Here is a 26754-nt window from a genome sequence, read left to right on the forward strand (position 1 = left end):
TTTGACGATAAAAGCAAGAAATTAATCCAAATAACGAATTAAATTCTTCTCTGTCAAAATATCTGAATAGGTGTAAGACTCCACGTAGGTATTGGCCGGTTCACCTGGTAAGCTATTGTCGTTCGTATACTCGATAATAAATAAAGAAGGATAGACCTCAATCAAGCGTCCAAATTTATTTTTTTGACGTTTCCGTCCATTTTCAAGCGTCATTTCAACCACTTGTCCTTCATGGGCCTTAATTTCTTCCTTAATTTTTTTCATTTTTGCAACATCTGTAAATGCATCACTCATCTTATTGATCCTCTCTCTTTGAAATACTTGAGAATTTATTATATTCCTTTTGGAATATTAATTCGACTGTCCCACGCGCACCTGAACGGTTTTTCTCGATAATCACTTCAACCGTATTATTAGGCATTCCGTCTTCTTCCTCTTCACCAGCTCGATCATAATAATCATCACGGTACAAGAAAGCAACAATATCCGCATCCTGTTCAATCGATCCAGATTCACGAATATCAGAAAGAACCGGACGTTTATCTTGGCGCTGTTCCACACCACGTGATAGCTGACTCAAAGCAATGACGGGAACTTTTAGTTCCTTAGCCAAAATTTTTAACTGACGAGAAATTTCTGAAACTTCCTGTTGACGGTTTTCTCTTCCAGTCCCTGTAATCAGCTGCAGGTAGTCAATCAGAATAAGACCGAGATTCCCTGTTTCCTGCGCTAATTTTCTTGCTCTCGAACGAATCTCAGTGATCCGAATTCCCGGAGTATCATCAATGTAAATACTCGCATTGGCCAAATTCCCTTGAGCAATGGCATATTTTCGCCACTCTTCATCCGTCAATTGACCTGTACGAATCGAATGGGATTCAATCAAGCCTTCAGCAGCTAGCATCCGGTCTACCAAACTTTCAGCACCCATTTCTAATGAGAAAATAGCCACTGTCTTATCCAACTTTGTCCCGATATTTTGAGCAATATTTAGAGCAAAGGCTGTTTTCCCTACTGCGGGACGAGCTGCTAAAATAATCAACTCTTCCTCATGTAGCCCCGTCGTCATATGGTCCAAATCGCGATAGCCTGTCGCAATACCCGTAATATCAGTGGTTTGAAGCGAGCGGGCTTCTAAGCTACCAAAATTTATATTTAAGATGTCTCGAATATTTTTAAATCCACTACGATTTGCGTTTTCACTAACATCAATCAGAGCTTTTTCAGCACCCGCAATGATTTCATCTGAAGGACTTGCACCATCATAAGCTTGATTAATACTTTCCGTTAATCGAGAGATCAACCGACGTAAGACAGCTTTTTCGGCAACAATCTTCGCGTAATACTCTGCGTTAGCTGAAGTTGGTACCGAATTAATGACTTCAACCAAATAGGAGAGACCGCCAATATTTTGGAGATCCCCCTGACTATCTAAAATATTTCGAACAGTCGTTGCATCAATCGCATCCCCGCGGTCAGCTAGATCGATCATGGCTTTAAAAATCAAACGGTGCGAGTACTTAAAGAAATCGCCAGGCTCGATATATTCACGAACAAAGACCAATTTCCCCTCATCAATAAAAATGGCTCCCAACACTGATTGTTCCGCTTGGATATCTTGAGGTTGTGTTCGTAATTCCTCTATCTCAGCCATAAAAAAACCTTTCTATCGATCGTGTTTACCCTTCGTTTACACGAATATTAATCACACCTGTAACATCTTGATAAATTTTTACAGGGACGTCAATCAAACCTGTTGAACGAATTGGAGAGGAAACTTGGATATGACGTTTATCAATCTTAATGCCAAATTGTTTCTCAAGTTCTTCTGCAATCTTTTTATTGGTAATAGAGCCGAAAGTACGGCCATCTGGCCCAATTTTTTCCGTGAATTGAACAACAGTTGCTTCTTCTTCTAATTTCGCTTTAATCTTTTGCGCTTCTGCTAACAATTCAGCATGCGCTTTTTCTTCTGACTTTTGCTTTCCACGAAGTTCACCGATTGCTTGGGCATTGGCTTCTTTCGCAAGATTTTTCTTGATCAAAAAGTTTTGTGCATAACCAGTAGGCACTTCTTTAATTTCGCCTTTTTTACCTTTACCTTTTACATCCGCTAAGAAAATAACTTTCATTCTACATTCTCCTTTTCAATAGTTACTTCGTTCTCAATAGTCTCAATCAGTTGTTGACGAATACTCATCAAATCTTGACCCTCAATTTGAGAGGCTGCCGAGTTGAAATGACCTCCTCCGCCAAGCTGTTCCATGATACGCTGTACATTGACTTTGCTTCGACTTCGTGCAGAAATCGAGACAGTCCCACTTTGATTACAAGCAATGACAAAGGTTGCTTCCACCTCAGACATGGCCAGCATACTATCAGCTGCTTTACTAATAGTTACTGAATCATAGGCTTTAGTCGTATTGGCACAAGCTACGATGATATGTGGCAAAATCTTTTCACCAGTCAAGATCAGTTCGTTCACTTCGCGGTACTCATCAAACTGAATCGCAGAGATCTCCTGGATGGTTACACTATCACTACCTCTTGAACGAAGGTAACTCGCCACATCAAAGGTCCGACTCGTAACCCGTGCGGAGAAGTTCTTAGTATCCAGCATAATCCCAGCCATCAAGACACTAGCTTGAATCTTCGTTAACCGATTTTTCTTCGACTTCTGGAACTGAATCAGTTCACTAACCAATTCGCTCGCACTACTTGCTCCACTTTCAATATAGGTGATCAGAACATTTTCAGGGAAATCATCATCCCGACGGTGATGGTCAATGACAATAATCTGTTGAAATTCCTGATAAAACTGTTTTGAAAGAGTCAAGGCTGTCTTAGAATGGTCAACCATAATTAACAAAGAGCGATCCGTCACCATGTGCATGGCTTCCTCTAGGGGAAGGATTTTCGTCACCTGCTCTTCTTCTAGTTTCGCAATTGCTCTTGAAATATCACTAGCCATTGCATGCGGGTCATAGACCACATAAGAGGAAGCCAAAATATTGCTAGAGAAAAACTGCATTCCCACAGACGCTCCTAAAGCGTCCATATCCAAGTTTCTATGCCCAATAATGAAAACTTGATCAACGGATTTAATCTTATCCGAAATAGCTGTCATCATAGCGCGTGTGCGAGTCCGAGTCCGCTTCACAGCTGAAGCTGTTCCCCCACCAAAGAAAATAGGGTTTTTCTGTTCATCATTTTCCTTGACAACTGCTTGATCCCCACCACGAACTTCCGCAAGGTTTAGGTTCAAGAGAGCCACTTTACCAATCTCATCATGCTCCCCGTCACCGTACGAGAATCCCATACTTAAGGTAATAGGTAGCTCACGATTTTTGGCTTCTTCACGGAATTGATCGATGACTGAAAATTTTGATTCCATCAACTGTTCTAAGACCGTGTAGTCTGTAAACAAATAGAAACGATCCATCCCCACACGTCTGTAAAACATATGGTAATGAGCTGTAAACTCTTCTACAAAGTTGGCAATAAAACTATTGATATTGCTAATATCAGAGTCTGAAATGACATCTTCTAGATCATCATAGTTATCAACAGAAATAATACCGATAACGGGACGAGTTGTCACCAATCCCACAGTTGCTTCATACTCACTTGAAACATCAAAAAAGTAAACAACACTAGACGTCTGATCAAAGTAAACAGAATATTTCTTATCGGCTACAGTGACATAATGTCCTTTATCCTCAAACAAAGTATTGAGTAACTTTTTCAATGATTCAACATCAAAGTCCCCATCATCTGTTGAAAAAATCAATTCAGCATAAGGGTTGAACCACTCTACTTCATTTGACTCTTCATTAATTTTGATAACTCCAACAGGCATTTTATCAAGGAGGGATGCTAATCCGCTTTCTGCCTGATGGTTAACATATTGTATTTGTTCTAATTCATCTAACTCTGAAATTTGTAACTGGTATTCAAATAAAGCAATCAATCCAGCTAAGACTAAAAAAATTGCAATGAGAGTTACATAGCCTTTGCCAAAGATTCTTAAAAAAATTGCTAAAATTGCAAATGAAATAAAACCAATTAACACATAATGGATGAACGATAAACGAAATTTTTTCATCATAAACCTCTTCTCGGAATTATACCATAAATAGAGGTAAAAAGCGAGGTTTCTCTCTATATTACAGAGAAGATCGACCAGTAAAAAGCTCTTCCTCCGCTTCACTACTTTGTAAACAACGTTTACAACTATGTAAACAGTAACAACAAATTTCAATCCATAAAATTGAGGCTGAAACATCATCTCAGCCCCATTTTATTAGTGGTTTGCTTTGTTTTTGGAGATACTCCGAGATTTACCTTCCAAGTAAACCATTAAAATAGAGATATCCGCTGGATTGACACCTGAGATACGACTTGCTTGACCAATCGTTTCTGGATTAATTAATTTAAATTTTTGACGCGCTTCGGTTGCGATGGAGTCAATATCATCCCAGTCAATATTCGCAGGAATTCGTTTTTCTTCCATACGCTTCATTTTTTCGACTTGGTCCATTGCTTTTGAAATATAGCCTTCGTATTTAATTTCAGTTTCAATCAATTCAATGATTTTATCATCCAGTTCTTCAGCTGCAGGACCGATAAATTCTACCACATCTTGGTAAGAGACTTCTGGTCGTCGCAAGAATTCTTTAGCAGTGACAGCATCTGTCAATGGTTTAAAGCCCATTGCAGCAACCTTCTCATTGGTTTCCTTTACAGGCTTTAACTTAATGCTATCCAAACGCTTCATCTCGTTTTCAAACTGATACTTCTTAGTTTCGAAACGTTGCCAACGTTCATCATCTACCAATCCAATTGCTCGTCCCATTTCTGTCAAGCGCATATCGGCATTATCATGACGCAAAATCAGACGGTATTCTGCACGGCTTGTTAACAAGCGATACGGTTCGATCGTTCCCTTTGTTACCAAATCATCGATCATGACCCCAATATAACCATCACTGCGTTTCAAAATGAGTTCTGGTTTTCCTTGGATTTTTAGAGCCGCATTGATCCCTGCAATAATCCCTTGACCAGCGGCCTCCTCATAGCCAGACGTTCCATTGGTTTGGCCAGCTGTAAAGAGACCTGAAATTTTCTTAGTTTCCAAAGTTGCGCGCAATTGATGAGGCAAAACCATATCATACTCAATTGCATAACCCGTTCGCATCATTTCTGCCTTCTCAAGTCCCTTAATAGAATGGACGAGATCCCGTTGAACATCCTCTGGTAAACTCGTTGACAGCCCTTGAACATAGACTTCTTCTGTATTTCGTCCCTCAGGTTCTAAAAATAGTTGATGACGCTCTTTGTCAGCAAAACGGACAATTTTATCCTCAATGGACGGACAATAGCGAGGACCTACTCCCTTTACAACCCCTGTAAACATAGGTGCCCGGTGTAAATTATTTTGGATAATCTCATGGCTATGCCCATTCGTATAAGTTAACCAACAAGGAACCTGATCCTTTACATAATCTTCATCACGCGATGTATAAGAAAAATGATTTGGAGCTTCATCTCCGGGTTGAATTTCCGTTTCGTCATAATTAATTGACGACGCCTTTACACGAGGTGGCGTCCCTGTTTTGAAACGTCCAATTTCTAATCCTAGCTGTTTGAGATTATCGGCCAAATTGATAGAAGCTAGACTATGATTAGGTCCTGACGAATACTTGAGATCTCCAATGATAATTTCTCCGCGTAAAGCTGTCCCAGTAGTGACAATAACAGCCTTTGCTCCATATTCTTGGTGAGTTGCAGTCCTTACACCAACAACCTTACCATTCTCCACCAAAATCTCATCAATCATGGTCTGACGAAGGGTAAGGTTTTCTTGGTTTTCAACTGTTTTCCGCATTTCTTTTGAGTAAAGTTCTTTATCTGCTTGAGCCCGAAGTGCACGAACCGCAGGACCTTTACCAGTATTGAGCATTTTCATTTGGATGTAGGTCTTGTCGATATTTTTCGCCATTTCTCCACCGAGGGCATCGACTTCACGCACGACAATCCCCTTAGCAGAACCACCGATAGAGGGATTACAAGGCATAAAAGCCAGCATTTCAATGTTAATAGTCGCAAGTAAGACCTTACAACCCATACGGCTAGCAGCTAGAGAGGCTTCTACTCCCGCATGCCCCGCACCGATTACAATGATATCGTATTCTTCAATAAAATTATAAGTCATTTTTTCTCCTATTTTTCAAGATGGATGTGTCGTAATTTTCCGTCCCATTCTGGTAGGGCCGATTTTAAAAAGGCTGGTTTCAGGTCAACAGTATGTAAATCATCTAAAGCAATCCAACGGCAAGGTAATTGCTTTGTATCTTCCTGCATGACCAAAGGTGCATCTTCTAGCAAGTCCACCAAATAATGAAATTCAATGTTATGGTAGTGGATTCCAGCTTGTTCAAAGTGATTTTCAACCACGAAAGCTAACGGCCCTGCTGTAGATGTGACACCAAGTTCCTCTTTGACTTCCCGAACTACAGCATCTTCTGTAGTTTCATTGACTTGAATAGCACCTCCGATTGTATAACAGCCGTCCTCATCTTCTATGACGAACAAGCGATTATCTTTTACAATCAAAGCAGTCGCTCTCACGCCAAAAACAGTAGAACCTATTTTCGTCCGAAAATCCTGTTGCCTCATTTTACTTCCTTTCGAAATCACACAAAAATAGTCAAAACTCTGAGAAGTGCAGGACAAAAAAGCCTGCAACATCCATGAGCTTTGACCATCATTTCTATTGCTTTTATTATTGTAGCAAATTGAGAAAATTTGTCAATTTAAATATACTGACAAACTTTTCCATCCCGATAAGCATTGTCAATCAAGCCACCGCCTAGACACTCTTCACCGTCGTAAAAGACAACAGCTTGTCCTGGTGTAATGGCTCGTTGAGGTTCTGCGAAAATCACTTCTGCCTTGTCACCTTTAACGTGTACAGTCACCTTGGAGTCAGGCTGACGATAGCGGAACTTAGCTGTACACTCTAATGTAAACTCTTCTGGCATATCTCGTGTAAAGTGAACTTGACTAGCCTGTAAACTTGTTGACATCAATGCTTCATGATAGAAGCATTGACCGACATAAAGAATATTTTGACTGAGGTCTTTCCCAACTACAAACCATGGAGCATTGTCTCCACCTTGTTGGCCACCAATTCCAAGTCCACCCCGTTGACCGATTGTGTAATACATCAAACCAGCATGTTCACCCATATCTCGTCCATTGATAGTCATCATTCGACCTGGTTGGGCAGGAAGGTAGTTCCCTAGAAATTCTTTGAAATTCTTTTCTCCGATAAAGCAAATCCCAGTTGAGTCTTTCTTTTTAGCTGTTGCTAATCCAGCTTCTTCAGCTAGACGACGAACCTCTGGCTTTTCCAAATGTCCCAATGGGAACATGGTTTTTTGAAGTTGTTCTTGTGACAGCTGGCTTAAGAAATAAGTTTGGTCCTTCCCGTTGTCAACGCCACGTAACATATGGACAATGCCATCCTCATCGCGCACCACGCGCGCATAGTGCCCTGTCGCTACATAATCGGCACCGAGTGTCATAGCATAATCTAGAAAGGCCTTAAATTTGATTTCCTTATTACACATGACATCCGGATTTGGTGTGCGACCTGCACGGTATTCAGCAAGGAAATATTCAAAGACACGATCCCAGTATTCTTTCTCAAAGTTGACAGAATAGTAAGGAATGCCAATTTGGTCTGCAACCGCTGCTACATCTTTGTAATCTTCTGTAGCTGTACAGACGCCATTTTCGTCTGTATCATCCCAGTTTTTCATGAAGATGCCGATGACATCGTAACCCTGTTGCTTTAATAATAAAGCTGTTACAGATGAATCCACACCACCACTCATACCAACAACAACACGTGTTTTCGAGTTATCACTCATAGGTTTCTCCCATCTTTTCGTTTCTCACGATTGAAGGTCGTGGTTTGCTTCAACGATTGAAGGTCGTTTTGAGCAGTTACCATTTTAACACGCTTTATATTAGAAAACAAGCATCTTACTATTTTTTTTGTTGATCATTATCGATGGGTTTACAGGTCTGTAAATTAAAAAAGAGTCCTATTCAAGAACTCTTTTTAAACGAATTTAATACCAACCATTTGCTAACCAGAAATTTTTAGCTGCTGACCATGATCCATAACGGTTGACAACATATTGATTGGCCACTTTTTCTTGGTTTGCAGGTGATAAATCACCATTCAAATAAGTGATAGTCAATTGGTAACGACCATAATATTGGCCATTTTGTGCTGTATAACTACCACTTGACTCTTTTTGGGCAATCCATTCCTTAGCAGCTGCATCTTCCGCACTCAAGCCATCTGAAGCAGAGACAGTAGTTGTTGCTTGTGTAGTATCCGTTTTACTAGCAGGAGCTTGCTCCGTAGTTTTCTGCGTTGTATTTGCATCTTCAATCTCAAGAACTTGACCAACTGAGATGAGATTCACGTTACTAATCTTATTTTTCTTAGCAATTGCATCAACCGTTGTGTTCTTCTCTTTAGCAATAGCTGATAAAGTATCACCTGATTTTACAGTATAAGAATCTGCATTCGCTACAATTGGAAGGAAAAGTCCTGCAAGTAAACTAAGTCCAATCATTCGTTTCATCATTTGTTTTTTATTCATTATTATGTACTCCTTTATTGGTATACCTCTATACTACACAAGAAATATTTCATATTTATTGAAATAATGTGTCAAATATTTCAGTCAGATGTTAGAAATACTAAAAATCAAGGATAATATAAATGCTTTAAGTTCCCTTTAAGATTTCTCAGATATTTCGGGAAAAATAGAAGAAATCATCAGCCATATCTGATATAATGAAGTAAAGTGATCACAAAGGAGCAGAGCATGAACTCTTTAAAATTCCAATCAGTTTTTGATATTATTGGACCTGTGATGATCGGCCCATCCAGTAGTCACACTGCAGGTGCTGTTCGAATTGGTAAAATTGTTTCTTCTATCTTTGGAGAGGAACCAAAAGAAGTTGAGTTCCAATTATTTAATTCCTTCGCCAAAACCTATCGTGGTCATGGAACAGATTTAGCCTTAGTAGCGGGCATCTTAGGAATGGACACGGATGATCCTAGAATCCCAGATAGTCTAAAAATTGCACATGAACGAGGCATTCGGATTGTTTGGTCTATTCAAAAAGAAAGCAATGCTCCTCACCCAAACACAACGACTATTACTGTTAAAAATGATCATAAAACGATTTCTGTCACTGGAATCTCAATTGGTGGTGGGAACATACAGGTTACTGAGTTAAATGGCTTTGCTATCTCGCTAAATATGAATACTCCAACCATTATCATTGTTCACCAGGACGTCCCTGGAATGATCGCTCATGTGACAGAAGCTCTTTCTCGCTATGATATTAACATTGCACAAATGAATGTGACGCGGGAAAAAGCTGGAGAAAAAGCGATTATGATTATAGAAGTTGACTCAAGGAGTTGTGAAGCAGCGATCGACGATATCCGTAAAATTCCTCATCTTCATAATGTCAACTTTTTCAAATAAGGAGTTCATATGTTTTATTCAATTGTAGACCTCGTAGAACAAGCAAGCACGCAATACCAAGGAAACGTCGCAGAGTTAATGATTGCGACTGAATTTGAACTAACTGGTCGTGAACGAGAAGAAGTCCTACGATTAATGACCCGTAATTTAGAAGTGATGATTGATTCTGTAAGGTTAGGGTTAAATGAAAACCACTCTCGTAGTGGGTTAACCGGTGGGGATGCCGCAAAATTAGATCGCTATATCAAATCAGGAAAAACGTTATCTGACTTGACCGTCCTAACCGCAGCGAAGAATGCTATTGCTGTCAACGAACACAATGCTAAGATGGGACTGGTCTGCGCAACACCCACTGCAGGATCTGCTGGCTGCCTTCCCGCAGTTCTCACTGCAGCAACTCAAAAATTAGGGTTAAACCGTCAGCAACAACTAGATTTTCTACTGACAGCTGGAGCTTTTGGTTTAGTCATCGCCAATAATGCTTCTATTTCAGGTGCAGAAGGTGGTTGTCAAGCAGAAGTTGGTTCTGCTTCAGCTATGAGTGCGGCTGCATTGACACTTGCTGCTGGAGGAACTCCTTATCAAGCGAGTCAAGCAGTCTGTTTTGTCATCAAAAACATGCTTGGGCTCATTTGTGATCCAGTAGCAGGACTCGTGGAAATTCCATGTGTCAAACGAAACGCAATGGGAGCCAGCTATGCCTTCATTGCTGCTGACATGGCCTTAGCAGGTATTGAATCAAAAATACCTGTTGATGAAGTGATTGACGCCATGTACCAAGTTGGTTCTAGTCTTCCGACTGCCTTTAGAGAAACAGCTGAAGGAGGATTGGCAGCAACACCAACCGGACGTAGATTACAAAAAGAGATATTTGGAGAATAACATGCAAGCCTTATTTTTTGATTTAGATGGAACATTAGTTGACAGTTCCAAGGGAATTACAGAGAGCTTTCAACATACATTCGATACTTTGAAGGTTCCTCAACCCGATCTCAAAACCATCCGTAGTTTTATGGGACCACCTTTGATTTCTAGTTTTGAAGCTACCCTTCCTGAAACTTTGGTAGATCAAGCAGTGACGATCTATCGCCAGTATTATCATGAAAAAGGTCAATACAAATCAACTCTGTTTCCTCAGATAGTAGAAGCTTTGAAAGCATTACAAGACGAAAACATTCCTCTTTATGTAACTACTTCAAAACATGAACCGGTTGCTTTACAGATGTGTCAAGATTTAGGTATCGCTAAATACTTTAAAGGAATTTATGGATCAAATTCAGATCGTATCCACAAAGCCGATGTCATTCGATACGCCTTGTCAATCAATGACCTTCCAAAAGAGGAGACAGTGATTATTGGAGACACAAAATTTGACCTCATTGGAGGTCAAACAGTTGGCATAAAAACCATGGCAGTCACTTGGGGATTTGGAGATCTTGAAGAGCTACTTTTTTACTCACCAGATTTTATTTGTCACTCTCCACTTGACATTCTTGAGACATTAAAAAAATAGGTTTACAAATTGTAAACCTATTTTTTAATAACCCCAAGCTGATAAACCTTGTGAACTATATGCATTGTATGCAGCCTGGATTTGATCATCAACTGTTGCAGTTGAACCCCAACCTGGCATTGTTTGGAACAAACCACTGGCACCAGAAGCATTTGCTGCATTTACTTGACCATTTGATTCACGGGCAATAATTGCTTCCCAAGTAGAAGCAGGTACACCAGTCATTTCAGCCATACGAGCAGCTGCATAAGATCCTTGTTCTCCAGCAGTATTCCCATTTGATAGAACAATTCCACCATTTGTTGATTGTGCAGAAGTCACTGCAGCATTTGCTGCATAAGTTGTTTGTTTTTGAGCAGTTTGTGCTGCTGCAGGTGCACTTTCAGCAGGTTTTGCTTGCTCTTGTGGAGCAACTTTATCAATCATAGATTTTGAACGCTCACCTAACTCAATAATTTGTCCTGCATAGATCAAATCTTCATTAGTCAGATTGTTAGATGCAATAATATTTTCTACTGAAGTGTTATTTTCTAGTGCAATTTTTGATAGAGTATCTCCAGACTTCACTTCGTAAGTTTCAGCATTCACTGTAGCAATACCAGAAATGAAAAGTGATGCTGCTGAAAGTAGGGAAGTGACTGTCCATTGGAACTTTTTACTGTTCATGAATTCTATTCTCCTTTCGAACATAATTCTATCATACACACAAAATGTTACAGTTTATTGTAGAATATATTACAAATGTTACAAGAATATGTGAATTTAATGTAAAAAGCGCTTTGTATAGCGCTTTTTCCTTATTTTTGAACCAATTCAACTAGCTCTATCCATTTTTTAGATAAAAAACTATCAACATGAGGCACAGAATAACGAGCAATGCCAGGGTATCTTTTACTCCCCACTGCAGAGTCCGATAGCGTGTTCGTCCCTCACCGCCTTTGTACCCTCTCGCTTCCATCGCAATTGCTAATGCATCTGCGCGTTTAAAACTTGAGGCAAACAAAGGAATGAGGATTGGAATAAAGGAACGGATCCTTTTTAATAGATTTCCTTCACCAAAATCAACACCACGCGCCCTTTGCGCATTCATGATTCGATTCGTATCATCTACTAAGGTTGGAACAAAGCGCAAACTCATAGATAACATTAACCCAATCTCATGAGCCGGAACCTTAATAATTTTTAGTGGTGTAAGGAGCTTTTCAACAGCATCTGCTAAACTCAATGGTGTCGTCGTCACTGTTAAAATCGTCGAATAAAAAATGATTAAAATAAATCTACAAAATATGATGGCAGCTTGCATCAATCCTTGGTCGGTTAATTTAAAAAACCACCATTGATACAAAATAGTTCCTTGAGAGGTCGCAAATAATTGAAAAATAGTTGTAAAAGCAATGATAAAAATCATTGATTTTAAGCCTTTAATATAAAAACTAACCGAAATCCTCGTTAGATACATTAATACAAAAATAAAACCAAAGAGAAGAACATTTGTCTGGATATTATTTGCCCAAAACAGAAGAAATATGAATAAAAACATTGAGAGCAACTTCCCACGAGGATCTAGTTGGTGGATAATGGAGTTTCCAGGAATATACCTTCCTAAAATCATATTATTCATGAAGTAACAGCTCCTTTAGTTCCTCAATTTTGATTGGTAGTCTGTCTAGAGGAAGTCCTCTTCGTTTCAATTGAAGAGCAAAATTCGTAATTTGTGGGACTCCTAATTGAAGTTTTTGTAAATACTCAACCTGTTGAAACACTTCCCTTGGGGATCCGTTTAGGACAAGTTTTCCCGCTTCTAAAGCAAATACGGTATCAGCAAAATTTGCTACATCATCCATCGTATGAGTTACCAGAACTAGGGTCATCCCATTTTTATGTAATGTCTCAAACAGCGCCATCAATTCCTTTCTTCCAGCAGGATCTAGCCCTGCTGTTGGCTCGTCCAATACTAAAATCTCTGGTTCGATAGCTAAAATACCCGCGATCGCAACCCGTCTCATCTGTCCACCAGATAGTTCAAATGGACTTTTATCATAGATAGACTCTTCTAAACCAACGATCGCTAATTTTTCTTTGGCTATTTCCTCCGCTTTATCCTTAGGTACTCCAAAATTTTGTGGTCCAAAGGCTACATCAGCTAGAACGGTTTCTGCAAACAGCTGACTTTCTGGAAATTGAAAAACCAAACCGACTTTTTTTCTCAGGTACTTCATTTCTTTTGGCTCAGAATGATTATCTAAAACAAAATCTTCAAATTGAATCGTTCCTTTAGTCGGACGCAGTAAACCATTTAGTAATTGCAACAAAGTAGACTTGCCACTACCAGTATGCCCGATGATGGCTGTATAAGATCCATCTTTTATTTCCAAACTAATATCAGAAAGCGCCTGCCCTTCAAAAGGACTTCCCTCTTGATAAGTATAATAGACATTCTTTAAAGAAATTCCCATAGTTGGTCTAATAACTCACTTTCTGTTAGATAATCCTGTTTTAGCGGAAAATGCGAGCTGAGAGATTCTTGGACCTGCTTACTAAAAGGCTTATCTAGTCCAATCTCATTAAGGTCATTTCTTGAAAACAATTCCCGCGGCGTCATAGAAGACTCTAGTTTTCCTTTTTGAAAGACGAGTGTTCGATCACTTAAGGCAATTTCGGATAAATCATGGGTAATGGAGATAATTGTTAATTGAAATTTTTTCTGAAGTTCTCTCATTACCGCCATTAGATCCTCTCTGCCTTCTGGATCTAACATACTAGTTGCTTCATCAAGGATAATAATAGTTGGTCTCAAGGCGATAATACCTGCTATGGCCACCCGTTGCTTTTGACCACCTGACAAACGAGATGGTTCGCGATCTTTAAATTCCAGCATACCGACTTGCTCAATAGCCTTCTCCACACGTTGAAGCATTTCTTCCCGTGGAATTCCTTGATTTTCTAAACCAAAGGCAACATCATCTTCTACTGTCGCACCAACAAATTGGTTGTCAGGGTTCTGAAATACAATCCCAATTTTACTACGGATTTCCCATATAGTTTCACGAGTCAGTTGTTTTCCATCAATGTAAATCTCACCAGACTCAGCTTCCAAAAGACCATCAATCAGGCGTACAACTGTAGATTTCCCACTACCATTGTGTCCAACAATCGAAAGCCACTCTCCTTGTTTCACGTGAAACGAAACCGTGTCAATTTGATACTCTTCTACTGTTTTATCGTATCGAAAGGATACATTTTTTAGCTCAATCATCTGTTTCATTTATTTAAATGTGTCTTTAAAGAGATAGCTACTTCCCTTAAAGTAGTCGTAACCAGAATAAATTGTGAAAATCAATGCAATATAAAGCAACACTTGCCCTGGAAGTGTCCAATGGCAAAGCAAAAAGATAATGGCAAACATTTGGCTAAAGGTTTTAATTTTTCCTGGCATGGCTGCAGCAAGAACTGTACCACCTGTCTCAACAAGTAGAAGACGCAAACCAGTAACAGCTAACTCACGACAAATGATAACGGCTGCAATCCAAGCAGGAACCATTTTTAATTCAATCATCATGATAAAGGCTGACATGACCAATAATTTATCTGCCATTGGATCGGCAAATTTACCAAAATTACTAACTACATTCCATTTTCGTGCAAGAAAGCCATCTAAATAATCTGTAATACTAGCAATTGCAAAAATAACTGCCGCTACAATATGTCCTAAGTAAGAGTGACTTAAACTTAAAATGGCAATAAAAATAGGAATCATCACAACCCGAATTAATGTCAATGCATTAGGAATATTTTCTTTTTTCATACTTCCTCCAAAAAATAAACTATCTTTACATCTATTTTACAGATGCTGTAAACTCATAAAAATATACGATATAAATCACAAAGCCAAGGATGACAAAACTAACTAGTAGATAATACAGGATTGGTAACCAGCTCGCTTTCTGTCTTAATTTTCTTGAATGAAGCTCTTCGTCATCTATAAGTATTTCTTCATCAAATAACAATTCTTTTCCTTCACGAAAAGCTGTCAATAGGATGGACTCATCTAATCCCAAAGCCCATGCTAACTTTTTAAGATAGATCTGAGCGTAAAAGGGACTCGGTAATAGATCAAACTCATCGTTTTCCAACGCTTCTATATAAGGAATTTCAATGGCTGTCTTATTTGACACATCCTGTAAACTTAAGTGTAAATTTACTCTTGACAGTCTTAACACTTGACCAATCGTTCTCTTCTTCATATTTTCCCTTCTTGATACATTGTTTACTACTTTTGAAAAATCATATAGTCAACCATCTCAGCCTGGTCGATGAACTGACGCCCTAATTTGATGATATCTTGTAAACTAATACCTTGTAAAATCTTTGGAAGATCATAAGAAGTGCTACCGTCTGAAAAATATTCAAACTGAGTGGCACTATACTCAAGCGAATTTAAACCTTGTAAGAAATCACCAAACATTTCGCTTTTAATCGTATCCAAATGTTCTTGATTCACATCTGGATCCTTCTCAAATTGTTTGATCGCTGATCTAAATTGATGAGATAAGGACACCGGTTCTTGAGTATCCATTGTCAAAATAACGAAATGAAATAATTCCTCAACCTCGACTTCAAGTGTCAATGAGTTGTCAATCTTCCCAGCTTCATATAAACTTTGAAACCGTTGCGAAGTCCAACCAAACATCATCGAAAACAGTAATTTCAACATCAATTTATAACGAAATTTTTCCTCTTCCTTAATGATATCATTTCCTCGAATTCCAATTGCCAACTTAGGAGTAGCAACTTCCATTCTACAAGATTGATTCAATCTTACTTCATTTTTTTCTACAGGAAAACGTTCTAACTCCACAGATGGATGAGGAGGAACTAGATCATATTCCTTTACTACTTGAAATACTTCATCAACATCAAAGTTTCCGATCACTAATAAATGCATTTGAGAGGGATGATAGAATAGATCAAAGTTTTCACGGAGATTATCTATTGTAATGTCAGAAATAGACTTCCTAGTTCCAGCAATATCATCTGCTAACGGTGTTCCAGGATATAAATTTTCTAAAGCACCAAAAAATAATCGATAGTCTGGACTATCTTGGTACATTCCAATTTCTTGTTGAATGATTTCTCTTTCCTTAGATACAGATTTTTCTGTAAAGGAAACCTTTGAAACCATCTCCAATAACAATTGAATATTTTCAGGGACTTTTGAAGTTGTTGAGAAAAGATAACTTGTCTTTGTAAAGCTTGTAAAGGCATTACTTTCCGATCCTAAATGAACGAATTTTTTTAAATAATCTTGACCATTTTCATCTTCAAATACTTTGTGTTCTAGGAAATGAGCAATTCCTGCAGGATATTGCCTTTCATCACCATTCACTAGAATTCGTGTATCCACTGAGCCAAACTTAGTTGTGATTATTCCATAGGTTTCATAATAATCTTCTTTGGGAATTAAATGAATAGTCAACCCATTTGACAAGCGTGTAAAGTAAACTTGCTCACCAACTGATTCATAATATTTTTCTTTAATTTTCAATCTTTACACTACTTTCCTTCCATAAAATAAACAGACTGTAAATTAATTGTTTTTGCTACTTCAATAATTTCTTCTCTACTAACCTTATCGATAGATTCTAACCACTCTTCTAGAGAAAGAACTTTCGTTCCTAGGATCGTTTTCAAATATTCCCTTTCAATCAAGGTATTTTGCCGATCCTGTGCTAATAAGGTCGTATTCACCAACATTTCTTTTGTCAATTGAAGCTCTGACTCTGTAAACTTGCCTCGTTTTAAATCATTCAACTGTCTCATAATCAAGGTCATTACTTTCGTACGAGATTCCTTATCAATGCCTGCAAAAACTCTCATAAAGCCTGTAAAAATATCAAAATGGCTAGAGATTGTATAAGCAAGTCCTTCTTTCTCACGAATTATTTGAAAAAGTCTCGAATGCGAGAAAGCTCCCAGCATCCCATTTAATACAACTAGTGGGATATGGAGAGATTCTCCATACTGGGTAGAAAAATGGTAACCTAATTCTAGAATAGATTGTTGGTTTTGTTTTTGCTCTAACTTTTCTCTAACAACATTTGTAAAAGGTTGTTGATAGGTGACAGACAAATTGTTATCACGTGGCTTGAATTCAAACTGGTTCACTCGATCCACAATAGCGACCTCATTAAAATCGCCTATGAAAAAGAAGTCAATATTATCTAATTGGAGCATCTGGTGAAACTGTGAAAGAGAACTTTGAGCTGTCTCTTGTCTCACTAAATCAACTTTCCCCAATCTTGACATCCCGATTGTTTCGTCTTCAAAAAATAGTTGATTCAATTGCCCATGTGCATAATAATAAGGCTCTTCAATTTCTGACTCCAAATCGGAAATTGTATTTTTCTTTTCAACGTCAAATGTATCACTGTCAAAGTGATCTTCTACTACCAAAGGTGAAAAGAAGATAGTTTCTATAATGTCCAAAACTTCATCAGTAAGAACATTTTTCTTGCTCAAAAAGTCATCGCGCACAAAGGAAATATTCAAATCAACATAATGAACACGTCCCCTCTTAGAGACTGAGGTTGACAATTCTACCCCGTAGAGACTCGCTAATTTTTCACGGAATAATTGTGAAGTTGGATATTTTTGATTTGCAGTTTCCATCATACAGGCTACTAAAACACGCGCAGCCACGGTATTTTCATCTAATGGCGATGAAAAACGGACCTTAATTTTATTGGTTTTAAATTTTTTTGATTGAAGAAAGTGAAGATTCACGCCCTTTACTAATTCCATTTTCATCCTCGTTCTACTCAATAGTAACTTTCATTATAACACGAAATCACACTAAAATCCTAATTCAAACTGTGAAAAAGCTCCTCAAATCACTCAACATTCTCTACCCTAGAAAAACTAAAAATATGGTATAATAACACGCAAAGAGGTGAACTATGAATTACAAATTATTTGATGACTTTATTACATTACAAGCAATCTTAAAAGAACTCGGTATTATACAGAGTGGTGGTGCAATCAAAGCCTTTCTTCAAGAAAAAGAAGTCTTTGTGAATGGTGAATTAGAACAACGGAGAGGCCGTAAACTTCGTGTCAATGATCAAATTGACATTCCTGAACTGAGCATGACTATCACCATTCTTGAACCTTCTCAAGAAGAAATAGAAGAACATCTTAAAGAGAAGGAAGAAAAGGAACGTGTTGCTAAACTTGTCAAGCAACTCAATCAACAACAAAAGAAACAACCGACAAAGACTAACAAAAAAGAAAAAGCAATTCGCTTTCCTGGTATCTCGTAATGTGGTTAAAACAGTTATCCATTCAACATTTTCGTAATTATCAAGAACTAGAAGTCGAGTTTCATCCTGGATTAAATATTTTCCTAGGTCAAAATGCTCAAGGAAAGACCAATATTCTCGAATCAATTTATTTTCTAGCTTTAACCAGAAGTCATCGAACACGAAATGATAGAGATCTCATCTATTTTGAATCCACCGATTTTAAAGTTTCTGGTCAATTGCAAAGAGAAACTGGTCCCCTTCCATTAGAAATTTCATTGACACCAAAAGGTCGGATAACTAAGGTAAATCATTTGAAACAAGCCAAATTATCAAACTATATTGGCCATATGAATGTTGTCCTTTTCGCACCCGAAGATTTGCAACTGATCAAAGGATCACCTGCAGGGCGTCGAAAGTTTATTGACATCGAATTAGGTCAGATGAAACCTCTCTACTTATCTGACTTATCTCAATACAACCATGTACTGAAACAAAGAAATAGTTATCTAAAAAATTCGGAAAAAATTGATGCTACATTTTTGGAGGTCTTAGATTCACAACTAGCTAGTTTTGGAAGTCGCGTCATCCATCATCGGCTTGAGTTTATTAAGAAATTAGAAGCTAAAGCAAAAGAAAAACACACTCGACTTTCTGACAACAAAGAAGACCTATCGATTCAATATCAGTCAACTGTTTTTTCTGAAGAAGGAAATGATATAGAAGAGCAGTTTCTCTCTATGTTGGAAAAAAACCGTCAGAAGGATATTTTTAGGAAAACAACAAGTATTGGGCCTCACAGGGATGATTTGGCATTTTTTATCAATAATATGAATGCTACCTTTGGTAGTCAAGGCCAGCATCGAAGTGTTGTTCTCTCTCTAAAATTAGCAGAAATCGAATTGATGGAAGAAATCACAAGAGAAAAGCCTATTTTATTACTTGACGATGTCATGAGCGAACTTGACAATTATCGTCAACTTCAACTACTTGAAACTATCTCTAATAATATTCAAACATTTATTACAACGACCACTCTCGATCATTTAAAAGACCTGCCTGAAGAGTTGAAAATTTTCACTGTTCAAGCCGGTCATATCAAAACAGCATCTTGACAATACTGTCAAGATGCTGTTATTTTTATTTACAAATGTGTAAATTTATTGTGCTGAGTAGTTAGGAGCCTCGTTTGTGATTTGCACATCATGAGGATGGCTTTCTTTCAATCCGGCACCACTCATTTCAACAAATTGTGCATGATCATGTAAATCTTGAATGGTTGCTGCACCAACATAACCCATACCTGAACGAATACCACCGATCATTTGGAAGACCATATCTGCTACAGAACCTTTATAAGCAACGCGTCCTTCAATTCCTTCAGGGACCAATTTATTGGCTTCATTAACAGATCCTTGGAAGTAACGGTCGCTAGAACCTTTCTTCATTGCTGCAATAGATCCCATACCACGGTATGTTTTAAATTTACGACCTTGGAAGATTTCTGTTTCACCTGGTGCTTCATCTGTACCTGCAAGCATTGAGCCAAGCATAACTGCATTTCCACCAGCTGCGAGTGCTTTGACAATATCTCCTGAATACTTGATACCACCATCAGCAATGATCGTTTTTCCATATTCACGAGCTACAGCGGCTGCGTCATAAATAGCAGTCACTTGAGGAACACCAACCCCTGCAACAACACGAGTTGTACAGATTGATCCTGGACCAATTCCGACCTTAACTACGTCTACCCCTGCATCAAATAATGCACGAGCACCTTCAGCAGTTGCAATATTTCCTGCAATCAAGGTACGATCTGGGAAGTGAGCACGAATTTCTGCAATCTTACGAAGAACACCCGCAGAATGTCCATGAGCAGTATCAATGACAATTGCGTCTGCACCAGCTTCAAAAAGAGCTTCTGCACGTTCAAAAGTATCTGAAGTAACCCCTACGGCACCAGCCACAAGCAAACGACCAAATTCATCCTTAGCCGCATTTGGGAACTCAATAACTTTTTCAATATCTTTGATTGTAATCAAGCCAGAAAGACGACCATTTTCATCTACCAATGGTAATTTTTCAATACGATGCTCTTGTAGAATGCGTTCAGCTGTTTCCAAATCAGTTCCAACCGGTGCAGTCACCAAATTTTCACTTGTCATATGATTTGAAATGGGTTGATTGTAATCAGAAATAAAACGCAAATCCCGGTTTGTAAGGATACCAACTAATTTACGATTTTCAAGTGTTTCAACAACAGGGACACCACTGATTCGGTATCGTCCCATCAACTCATCTGCTTCTGCAATTGTATGAGACGGAGTCAAATAGAACGGATCAATAATAACCCCATTTTCAGAACGTTTTACTTTGCGTACTTCATCTGCCTGTTGCTCAATTGACATGTTTTTATGGATCACACCAAGTCCACCAGCACGTGCCATAGCAATTGCCATTTGACTTTCAGTCACTGTATCCATAGCAGCAGTAATGATTGGGATATTCAAGCGTAAACTACTTGCTAATTGTGTACTTAAATCTGCATCATTAGGCAATACGTGACTTTCCGCTGGAATCAAAAGCACGTCATCGAATGTAAACCCTTTTTTTAAAAACTTTGTGTCCCAATTAGACATTAGCTGGATCCTCTTTTCTTTTTATTTGAGCAAGGCTCGAATTTTTATTGTTAATATCATACCATTCTATCGCAATTTGTCAATCATTTATTGGTAAATTATCAATGAACAGTAAGAAATGTTCGCTATTAATGAAGTCGTTTTATTTTTTAAAATAGGTAATTCCCATCGCAGATTTTACTTCATCTAGTGTTTGAGCTGCTACATTTCGAGCGCGCTCACTTCCTTTTTCAAGAATAGAGTAGACCTCACCCATATCCTTTGCAAACTCAAGTCGTCTTTCACGAATCGGTCTTAATTCACGATCTAAAATTTCTAAAAGATATCGTTTGGTCTTTACATCACCAAGTCCACCACGTTGATAATGTTCTTTCATTTCTGCAATTTCAGCTGCATCTTCTGGACGGCCAAATACATCCAGGTAATGAAATACCATATTGCCTTCGATTTTTCCTGGATCCTCTACTTTAATATGATCAGGATCAGTATACATACTCATCACTTTTTTCTTTAAAGTATCTGCATCATCAGCTAGGTAAATGCCATTATTCAACGATTTAGACATTTTAGCATTTCCATCTAAACCAGGTAAGCGACCAGCTGCTTCATTTTCAGGATAAATCCCTTCCGGTTCCACCAAAGTATCTGTATTATAAGCATGATTAAAGGAACGAACAATCTCACGAGTTTGTTCAATCATTGGCTTTTGATCATTTCCTACTGGAACAAAATTCGCTTTAAATGCTGTGATATCGGCTGCTTGTGAAATAGGGTATACCAAAAATCCTGTTGGAATACTCTCACCAAAACCTTTTTGAGAAATCTCGGTTTTTACAGTTGGGTTTCTTTCAAGTCGCGCCAAAGATACTAGATTCATGTAATACATTGTCAATTCCGCTAATTCAGGAATCTGACTTTGAATGAAAATCGTAACTTTTTCAGGATCTAGTCCAGCTGCCAGATAATCCAAAGCAACATTTCCAATAGACTCCACAATCGTTTTTGGATCTTTTGCATGATCCGTCAAAGCTTGCTGGTCTGCCAAAAAAACAAACATATTATATTCGTCTTTATTCTGTAGCAAGACGCGATTTTTTAAAGAACCAACATAGTGGCCAATGTGGAGTTTTCCTGTTGGTCTATCTCCTGTCAAAATGATGGGTTTTGTCATACTCTTCTCCTTAATCGTTATCCCTATCATTATAGCACTTTCTAGTTGAAAATGTTAGTCTATCCTCTATGTTTGTAAGGAATTAACACTTTACTAAACTGTCAATTTCGTTTACATCATTGTAAAAACAAATTGACAGTAAAAAAGTTGAATTTTCCCCTATTTTCTAGTAAAATGAAGACATTATAGAAAGAGGAGAAAATCATTGCTTACAGTATCAGACGTCTCACTACGTTTTAGTGATCGAAAATTGTTTGACGATGTCAATATCAACTTTACAGAAGGAAATACATACGGTCTCATCGGTGCCAACGGTGCTGGAAAGTCAACCTTTTTAAAAATTTTAGCTGGAGATATTGAACCAACAACTGGTCATATTTCTCTTGGCCCTGATGAACGTTTGTCTGTTTTGCGTCAAAATCACTTTGACTACGAAGACGAGCGGGTCATCGATGTTGTCATTATGGGAAATGAAAAGCTCTACAACATTATGAAAGAAAAAGATGCTATCTACATGAAAGAAGATTTCTCTGATGAAGATGGTGTCCGTGCAGCTGAACTTGAAGGTGAATTTGCCGAACTTGGTGGATGGGAAGCAGAAAGTGAAGCATCTCAATTGCTTCAAAATCTAAATATTTCAGAAGACCTTCATTATCAAACTATGAGCGAGTTAGCCAATGGGGATAAAGTGAAAGTTCTCTTAGCTAAAGCCCTTTTTGGTAAACCAGATGTCCTTCTTTTGGACGAGCCGACCAATGGATTGGATATTCAATCCATTACCTGGTTAGAAGATTTTTTGATTGATTTTGAAAATACGGTTATCGTTGTATCCCATGACCGCCACTTTTTGAATAAAGTCTGCACCCATATGGCGGATCTCGACTTTGGAAAAATCAAACTTTACGTCGGGAACTATGATTTCTGGAAAGAATCTTCTGAACTTGCAGCAAAATTACAAGCAGATAGAAATGCAAAAGCTGAAGAAAAAATTAAACAATTACAAGAGTTTGTCGCACGTTTCTCAGCCAACGCTTCAAAATCAAAACAAGCAACTTCGCGTAAAAAAATGCTTGACAAGATTGAACTTGAAGAAATTGTTCCATCTAGTCGGAAGTACCCATTCATCAACTTTAAGGCAGAACGAGAAATTGGTAACGATCTCTTGACAGTTGAAAATCTTTCTGTCAAGATTGATGGAGAAACCATCCTTGACAATATCAGCTTTATCTTACGTCCTGGTGACAAAACCGCCCTTATCGGACAGAACGATATTCAAACAACCGCTTTGATCCGTGCATTGATGGATGATATTGAATATGAAGGAACTGTCAAGTGGGGAGTTACAACTAGTCGATCATATCTACCAAAAGACAACAGTCGTGATTTTGCAGGTGGTGAAAGTATTCTCGATTGGCTTCGTCAATTTGCAAGTAAAGAAGAAGATGACAATACTTTCCTTCGTGGTTTCTTAGGACGTATGCTCTTTTCGGGTGACGAAGTTAACAAGTCTGTCAACGTCTTGTCAGGGGGAGAAAAAGTTCGTGTCATGTTGTCTAAATTGATGCTCCTCAAGTCAAATGTTCTTGTACTGGATGATCCAACCAATCACTTGGATTTGGAGTCTATCTCAAGTTTGAATGATGGATTGAAGAATTTTAAAGAATCGATTATCTTTGCCAGCCATGACCACGAATTCATTCAAACACTCGCCAACCATATTATCGTTCTTTCAAAAAACGGCGTAATCGATCGTATTGATGAAACCTATGATGAGTTTCTTGAAAATGAAGAAGTTCAAGCAAAAGTGAAAGAACTTTGGAGCCAATCATAAAAATAAAGAGCCCTGAAATCATTATTTCAGGCTCTTTCAGTAGAAATATATGAATAAAACAAAGCTAAAAACATCCCTTTTTATAGTATCTTCTTTCCTGATTCCGGCTATCATGATGTTCTTTATTTACCTCTCACAAGGAATCTACTGGAACAGTGATACATCCCCCTTATTAGGAGATGGTTATCATCAGTATGTCATTTTTGATACCACACTTCGAAATATTTTACACGGGACAGATAGCCTATTTTACAGTTTTCAAAGTGGATTAGGCATTAATTTCTATGCACTCAGTAGTTATTATCTAGGAAGTTTCTTTTCTCCTCTTGTCTACTTCTTTAATGCACAATCCATGCCAGATGCTGTTTACCTCATCACTCTTCTTAAATTTGGAGCTATTGGCTTAAGCACTTATATTAGTTTACATGGAATGTTTTCTAAAATTCCTAGATCCCTGGTTCTTACCCTTTCAACATCATTTGCTCTTATGAGCTTTGCTATCAGCCAAATTGAAATCAAAACTTGGCTAGATGTTTTTATCCTAGCACCATTAATTCTTTATGGATTTAAAAAACTCATTTACAATGAGGGAGAGATTCTCTACTTTATCAGCTTAACCAGCTTGTTTATCCAAAATTATTATTTTGGGTTTATGATGTCTATTTTTCTTATTTTATGGTACTTGACACAACTGTCATGGGACATCAAAGGAATTGGAAAACGCTTCTTTCATTTTGTGATTGTATCTCTTTTATCAGTTATAACAAGCCTTGTGATGTTATTTCCAACCTTCTTAGATTTACGCACTCATGGAGAAAGTTTTTCAAAGGTTGACAGTATCTTTACAGAAAAAAGTTGGTATCTTGACGTATTTGCAAAAAATTTCATTGGAAGTTTTGACACTACTAAATATGGATCAATTCCAATGATCTACGTGGGATTATTTCCACTTCTTTTAGCGATTACCTTTTTCTTTGTAAAGTCGATCAAGTTTCACGTGAAACTTTCTTACTTTATACTCTTGACCATTCTTATTTTGAGTTTTCGTTTTCAATTATTAGATCTCCTTTGGCAAGGTATGCACGCGCCGAATATGTTTCTTCATCGATACTCTTGGATCTTTTCTTTGACGATTATTCTGATGGCAGGAGAAGTACTAAATCGAATAGAGGAGATCACTTGGATTCGTTTTAGTCTTGCTAATTTCCTCCTTATTCTAGGATTTGGAGCAACTGTCCTTTACAGCAGTCACTATAAATTTTTAGATGCTGTCAATTTTATTGTTACTTTTGAATTTTTAATTGCTTTCTATTTGGTCTGTTTAGGTTTTATCTTAAAAAAGATACCGCCTAGACTTTTCTATCTTTCGATCCTGTTTTTCTCCATCTTTGAATTATCGGTGAATAGTTATTATCAAATGGAAGGAATTGCGAATGAATGGGTATTTGCTTCTCGGTCATCCTACGAACGAGACTTAAAAGCCATCCAATCCTTAGTAAAAGAGAAGACAGACTCTAATTATCGGACTGAGATTTTACAGCCACAAACGGGCAATGATAGCATGAAGTATGGTTATAATGGAATTTCTCAATTTTCATCTGTACGAAATACGGATGCTAGCTCGACATTGGACAAACTAGGATTTAAATCTGAAGGAACCAACCTCAATCTTCGATACCAAAACAATTCTATTTTAATGGATAGTCTATTTGGTGTTCGCTATAATTTAAGCCAACAACCTGTTCAAAAATTTGGATTTAAAGAGATTGCAACCAAAAATGGAGTCTCACTTTCAGAAAACGAATATGCCTTACCAATCGCCTTTCTGTCAGCAAAACCTTATAAAAATACTTCCTTTACGAATTTGACACTGGATAATCAGACACGATTCATCCATCAAATCACAGATGAAAAATATAAATTTTATAAGAAATTAAATATTCTCTCGCCTACTTCACAAAATACTACATCTTCGTTGCAAACTGCAAAAATTGAAGAAGATAGTCATCTTTCCTACGCAAGTATTCAATATGAAGTAACGGTTCCTGCCCATAGCCAACTATATGTCAATGTTCCAAATTTACAATTTTCAAACGATGATCGAAAAGATATTGAAATCAGCTACAATGGACAGACTCAACGCTATACCATTGATAATGCCTTTCCATTCTTTTCGATTGGCCATTTTGACACAGAGGAAACAGTTACTATTCGTATGAGTTTTCCAGAAAATTCGACAGTCTCTTTTGATACACCAGAATTTTTTGCTCTGGATCTTGACCAATACACACAAGCTATCGCTAGCATTCGTCAGCAAGAAGTTGCTATTCACAAAAAGAAAAACAAATTGGTAGCAGCCTATAACGCAAATAGAGACACTACCCTTATTTTTACACTCCCTTATGATAAAGGCTGGTCAGCTAAACAAAATGGAAAACCTATACAAATTCATCGCATCCAGAAAGGATTGATGGGAGTTCGTGTTTCAAAAGGATCAGGAACGCTCACCTTAACATTTGTTCCCCAAGGCTTCATTGAAGGACTCATTGCCTTTTTCGTTGGAATCATTCTCTTCTTCCTCTACGAATGGAGACAAATAAAAAGACGAAAAAGCTAAGGAATCTAACCATCGTTCACTTATAAATAAAAGGCTAGGATAGTCATTATCCTAGCCTTTTTCAAAACAAAAAAACACCCAAATGGGTGCTATACTAG

The 26754-nt window shown here is 37.9% G+C and carries 25 protein-coding genes; 7 read left to right on the forward strand and 18 right to left on the reverse strand.

The window, feature by feature from the left end; genetic code table 11:
* Positions 1-21: 21 nt before the first annotated feature.
* The 8 genes from ACESR9_RS04865 to apf form a co-directional block, all read right to left on the reverse strand.
* Complete coding sequence (locus ACESR9_RS04865) at positions 22-294, reverse strand: Veg family protein (RefSeq protein ID WP_003009183.1); 273 nt, start codon at positions 292-294, stop codon at positions 22-24.
* Position 295: 1 nt separating this feature from the next.
* Positions 296-1654: a replicative DNA helicase gene (dnaB, locus tag ACESR9_RS04870; RefSeq protein WP_070449606.1), complete on the reverse strand. Its 1359-nt coding sequence runs from the start codon at positions 1652-1654 to the stop codon at positions 296-298.
* 25 nt (positions 1655-1679) lie between these two features.
* Positions 1680-2132 (reverse strand): 50S ribosomal protein L9, encoded by a 453-nt coding sequence (rplI, locus tag ACESR9_RS04875; RefSeq protein ID WP_003002156.1) that lies wholly within the window; start codon positions 2130-2132, stop codon positions 1680-1682.
* Positions 2129-4105, reverse strand: coding sequence for a GGDEF domain-containing protein (locus ACESR9_RS04880; protein ID WP_473964355.1), 1977 nt, complete (start codon positions 4103-4105; stop codon positions 2129-2131). Before ACESR9_RS04880 ends, rplI begins: the two co-directional genes overlap by 4 nt.
* Before the next feature lie 198 nt (positions 4106-4303).
* On the reverse strand, positions 4304-6214 hold the full coding sequence (gene mnmG, locus ACESR9_RS04885; RefSeq protein WP_061455868.1) for a tRNA uridine-5-carboxymethylaminomethyl(34) synthesis enzyme MnmG: 1911 nt from the start codon (positions 6212-6214) through the stop codon (positions 4304-4306).
* Positions 6215-6222: 8 nt separating this feature from the next.
* Positions 6223-6678, reverse strand: coding sequence for an NUDIX hydrolase (locus ACESR9_RS04890; protein WP_021154145.1), 456 nt, complete (start codon positions 6676-6678; stop codon positions 6223-6225).
* Positions 6679-6815: 137 nt separating this feature from the next.
* Positions 6816-7937 (reverse strand): tRNA 2-thiouridine(34) synthase MnmA, encoded by a 1122-nt coding sequence (mnmA, locus tag ACESR9_RS04895; protein ID WP_195327047.1) that lies wholly within the window; start codon positions 7935-7937, stop codon positions 6816-6818.
* A gap of 204 nt (positions 7938-8141) precedes the next feature.
* Entirely contained in the window at positions 8142-8684 is a 543-nt protein-coding gene (apf, locus tag ACESR9_RS04900) for an aggregation-promoting factor (protein ID WP_070664944.1), read from the reverse strand.
* A 228-nt stretch (positions 8685-8912) separates the two neighbouring features.
* On the opposite strand from apf, the gene sdaAB reads away from it, so the two are divergent.
* From sdaAB to ACESR9_RS04915, 3 genes are read left to right on the forward strand one after another with little or no spacing between them, the layout of a single operon-like run.
* Positions 8913-9584: an L-serine ammonia-lyase, iron-sulfur-dependent subunit beta gene (gene sdaAB / locus ACESR9_RS04905; protein ID WP_023919982.1), complete on the forward strand. Its 672-nt coding sequence runs from the start codon at positions 8913-8915 to the stop codon at positions 9582-9584.
* 9 nt (positions 9585-9593) lie between these two features.
* Entirely contained in the window at positions 9594-10466 is an 873-nt protein-coding gene (sdaAA, locus tag ACESR9_RS04910) for an L-serine ammonia-lyase, iron-sulfur-dependent, subunit alpha (protein WP_373105841.1), read from the forward strand.
* Between the two features lies 1 nt (position 10467).
* Positions 10468-11097, forward strand: a complete 630-nt coding sequence (locus tag ACESR9_RS04915) for an HAD hydrolase-like protein (protein ID WP_023919984.1) — start codon at positions 10468-10470, stop codon at positions 11095-11097.
* 24 nt (positions 11098-11121) lie between these two features.
* Here ACESR9_RS04915 and ACESR9_RS04920 read toward each other — a convergent pair whose 3' ends face one another.
* From ACESR9_RS04920 to yfmF, 8 genes are all read right to left on the reverse strand, one after another.
* Positions 11122-11763, reverse strand: a complete 642-nt coding sequence (locus ACESR9_RS04920) for a LysM peptidoglycan-binding domain-containing protein (RefSeq protein WP_023919985.1) — start codon at positions 11761-11763, stop codon at positions 11122-11124.
* Between the two features lie 157 nt (positions 11764-11920).
* Positions 11921-12718 (reverse strand): energy-coupling factor transporter transmembrane component T family protein, encoded by a 798-nt coding sequence (locus tag ACESR9_RS04925; RefSeq protein ID WP_195327049.1) that lies wholly within the window; start codon positions 12716-12718, stop codon positions 11921-11923.
* Positions 12711-13553, reverse strand: a complete 843-nt coding sequence (locus ACESR9_RS04930) for an energy-coupling factor transporter ATPase (RefSeq protein WP_021154152.1) — start codon at positions 13551-13553, stop codon at positions 12711-12713. The genes ACESR9_RS04925 and ACESR9_RS04930 overlap by 8 nt, the downstream gene beginning before the upstream one ends.
* Positions 13538-14362 carry an energy-coupling factor ABC transporter ATP-binding protein gene (locus ACESR9_RS04935; RefSeq protein ID WP_195327050.1) on the reverse strand — a complete coding sequence of 275 codons (825 nt, stop codon included), beginning with the start codon at positions 14360-14362 and terminating at the stop codon, positions 13538-13540. Before ACESR9_RS04935 ends, ACESR9_RS04930 begins: the two co-directional genes overlap by 16 nt.
* On the reverse strand, positions 14363-14902 hold the full coding sequence (pgsA, locus tag ACESR9_RS04940; protein ID WP_003009208.1) for a CDP-diacylglycerol--glycerol-3-phosphate 3-phosphatidyltransferase: 540 nt from the start codon (positions 14900-14902) through the stop codon (positions 14363-14365).
* A 31-nt stretch (positions 14903-14933) separates the two neighbouring features.
* The gene (locus ACESR9_RS04945; protein ID WP_195327051.1) at positions 14934-15341 is read right to left on the reverse strand and encodes a helix-turn-helix domain-containing protein; all 408 of its coding nucleotides are present in this window, start codon (positions 15339-15341) and stop codon (positions 14934-14936) included.
* A gap of 26 nt (positions 15342-15367) precedes the next feature.
* Positions 15368-16642: an EF-P 5-aminopentanol modification-associated protein YfmH gene (gene yfmH / locus ACESR9_RS04950; RefSeq protein WP_373105846.1), complete on the reverse strand. Its 1275-nt coding sequence runs from the start codon at positions 16640-16642 to the stop codon at positions 15368-15370.
* Positions 16643-16650: 8 nt separating this feature from the next.
* Positions 16651-17898 (reverse strand): EF-P 5-aminopentanol modification-associated protein YfmF, encoded by a 1248-nt coding sequence (yfmF, locus tag ACESR9_RS04955; RefSeq protein ID WP_195529273.1) that lies wholly within the window; start codon positions 17896-17898, stop codon positions 16651-16653.
* A 155-nt stretch (positions 17899-18053) separates the two neighbouring features.
* Between yfmF and yaaA the strand changes: the two genes are divergently transcribed.
* On the forward strand, positions 18054-18416 hold the full coding sequence (gene yaaA / locus ACESR9_RS04960) for a S4 domain-containing protein YaaA (protein WP_024054765.1): 363 nt from the start codon (positions 18054-18056) through the stop codon (positions 18414-18416).
* A complete protein-coding gene (gene recF, locus ACESR9_RS04965; RefSeq protein ID WP_023919997.1) occupies positions 18416-19510 on the forward strand; it encodes a DNA replication/repair protein RecF in 1095 nt (364 codons plus the stop codon). The genes yaaA and recF overlap by 1 nt, the downstream gene beginning before the upstream one ends.
* 45 nt (positions 19511-19555) lie before the next feature.
* Here recF and guaB read toward each other — a convergent pair whose 3' ends face one another.
* The gene (gene guaB, locus ACESR9_RS04970) at positions 19556-21037 is read right to left on the reverse strand and encodes an IMP dehydrogenase (RefSeq protein WP_023919998.1); all 1482 of its coding nucleotides are present in this window, start codon (positions 21035-21037) and stop codon (positions 19556-19558) included.
* A 142-nt stretch (positions 21038-21179) separates the two neighbouring features.
* On the reverse strand, positions 21180-22208 hold the full coding sequence (gene trpS / locus ACESR9_RS04975; protein ID WP_003002236.1) for a tryptophan--tRNA ligase: 1029 nt from the start codon (positions 22206-22208) through the stop codon (positions 21180-21182).
* Between the two features lie 205 nt (positions 22209-22413).
* Between trpS and ACESR9_RS04980 the strand changes: the two genes are divergently transcribed.
* Together ACESR9_RS04980 and ACESR9_RS04985 are read left to right on the forward strand one after the other, a co-directional pair.
* Positions 22414-24039 carry an ATP-binding cassette domain-containing protein gene (locus ACESR9_RS04980; RefSeq protein WP_049486042.1) on the forward strand — a complete coding sequence of 542 codons (1626 nt, stop codon included), beginning with the start codon at positions 22414-22416 and terminating at the stop codon, positions 24037-24039.
* 49 nt (positions 24040-24088) lie between these two features.
* A complete protein-coding gene (locus ACESR9_RS04985) occupies positions 24089-26656 on the forward strand; it encodes a YfhO family protein (RefSeq protein ID WP_373105851.1) in 2568 nt (855 codons plus the stop codon).
* Positions 26657-26754 lie beyond the last annotated feature (98 nt).

The sequence above is a fragment of the Streptococcus parasanguinis genome, assembly GCF_964238605.1.
GTDB lineage: Bacteria > Bacillota > Bacilli > Lactobacillales > Streptococcaceae > Streptococcus > Streptococcus parasanguinis_AJ.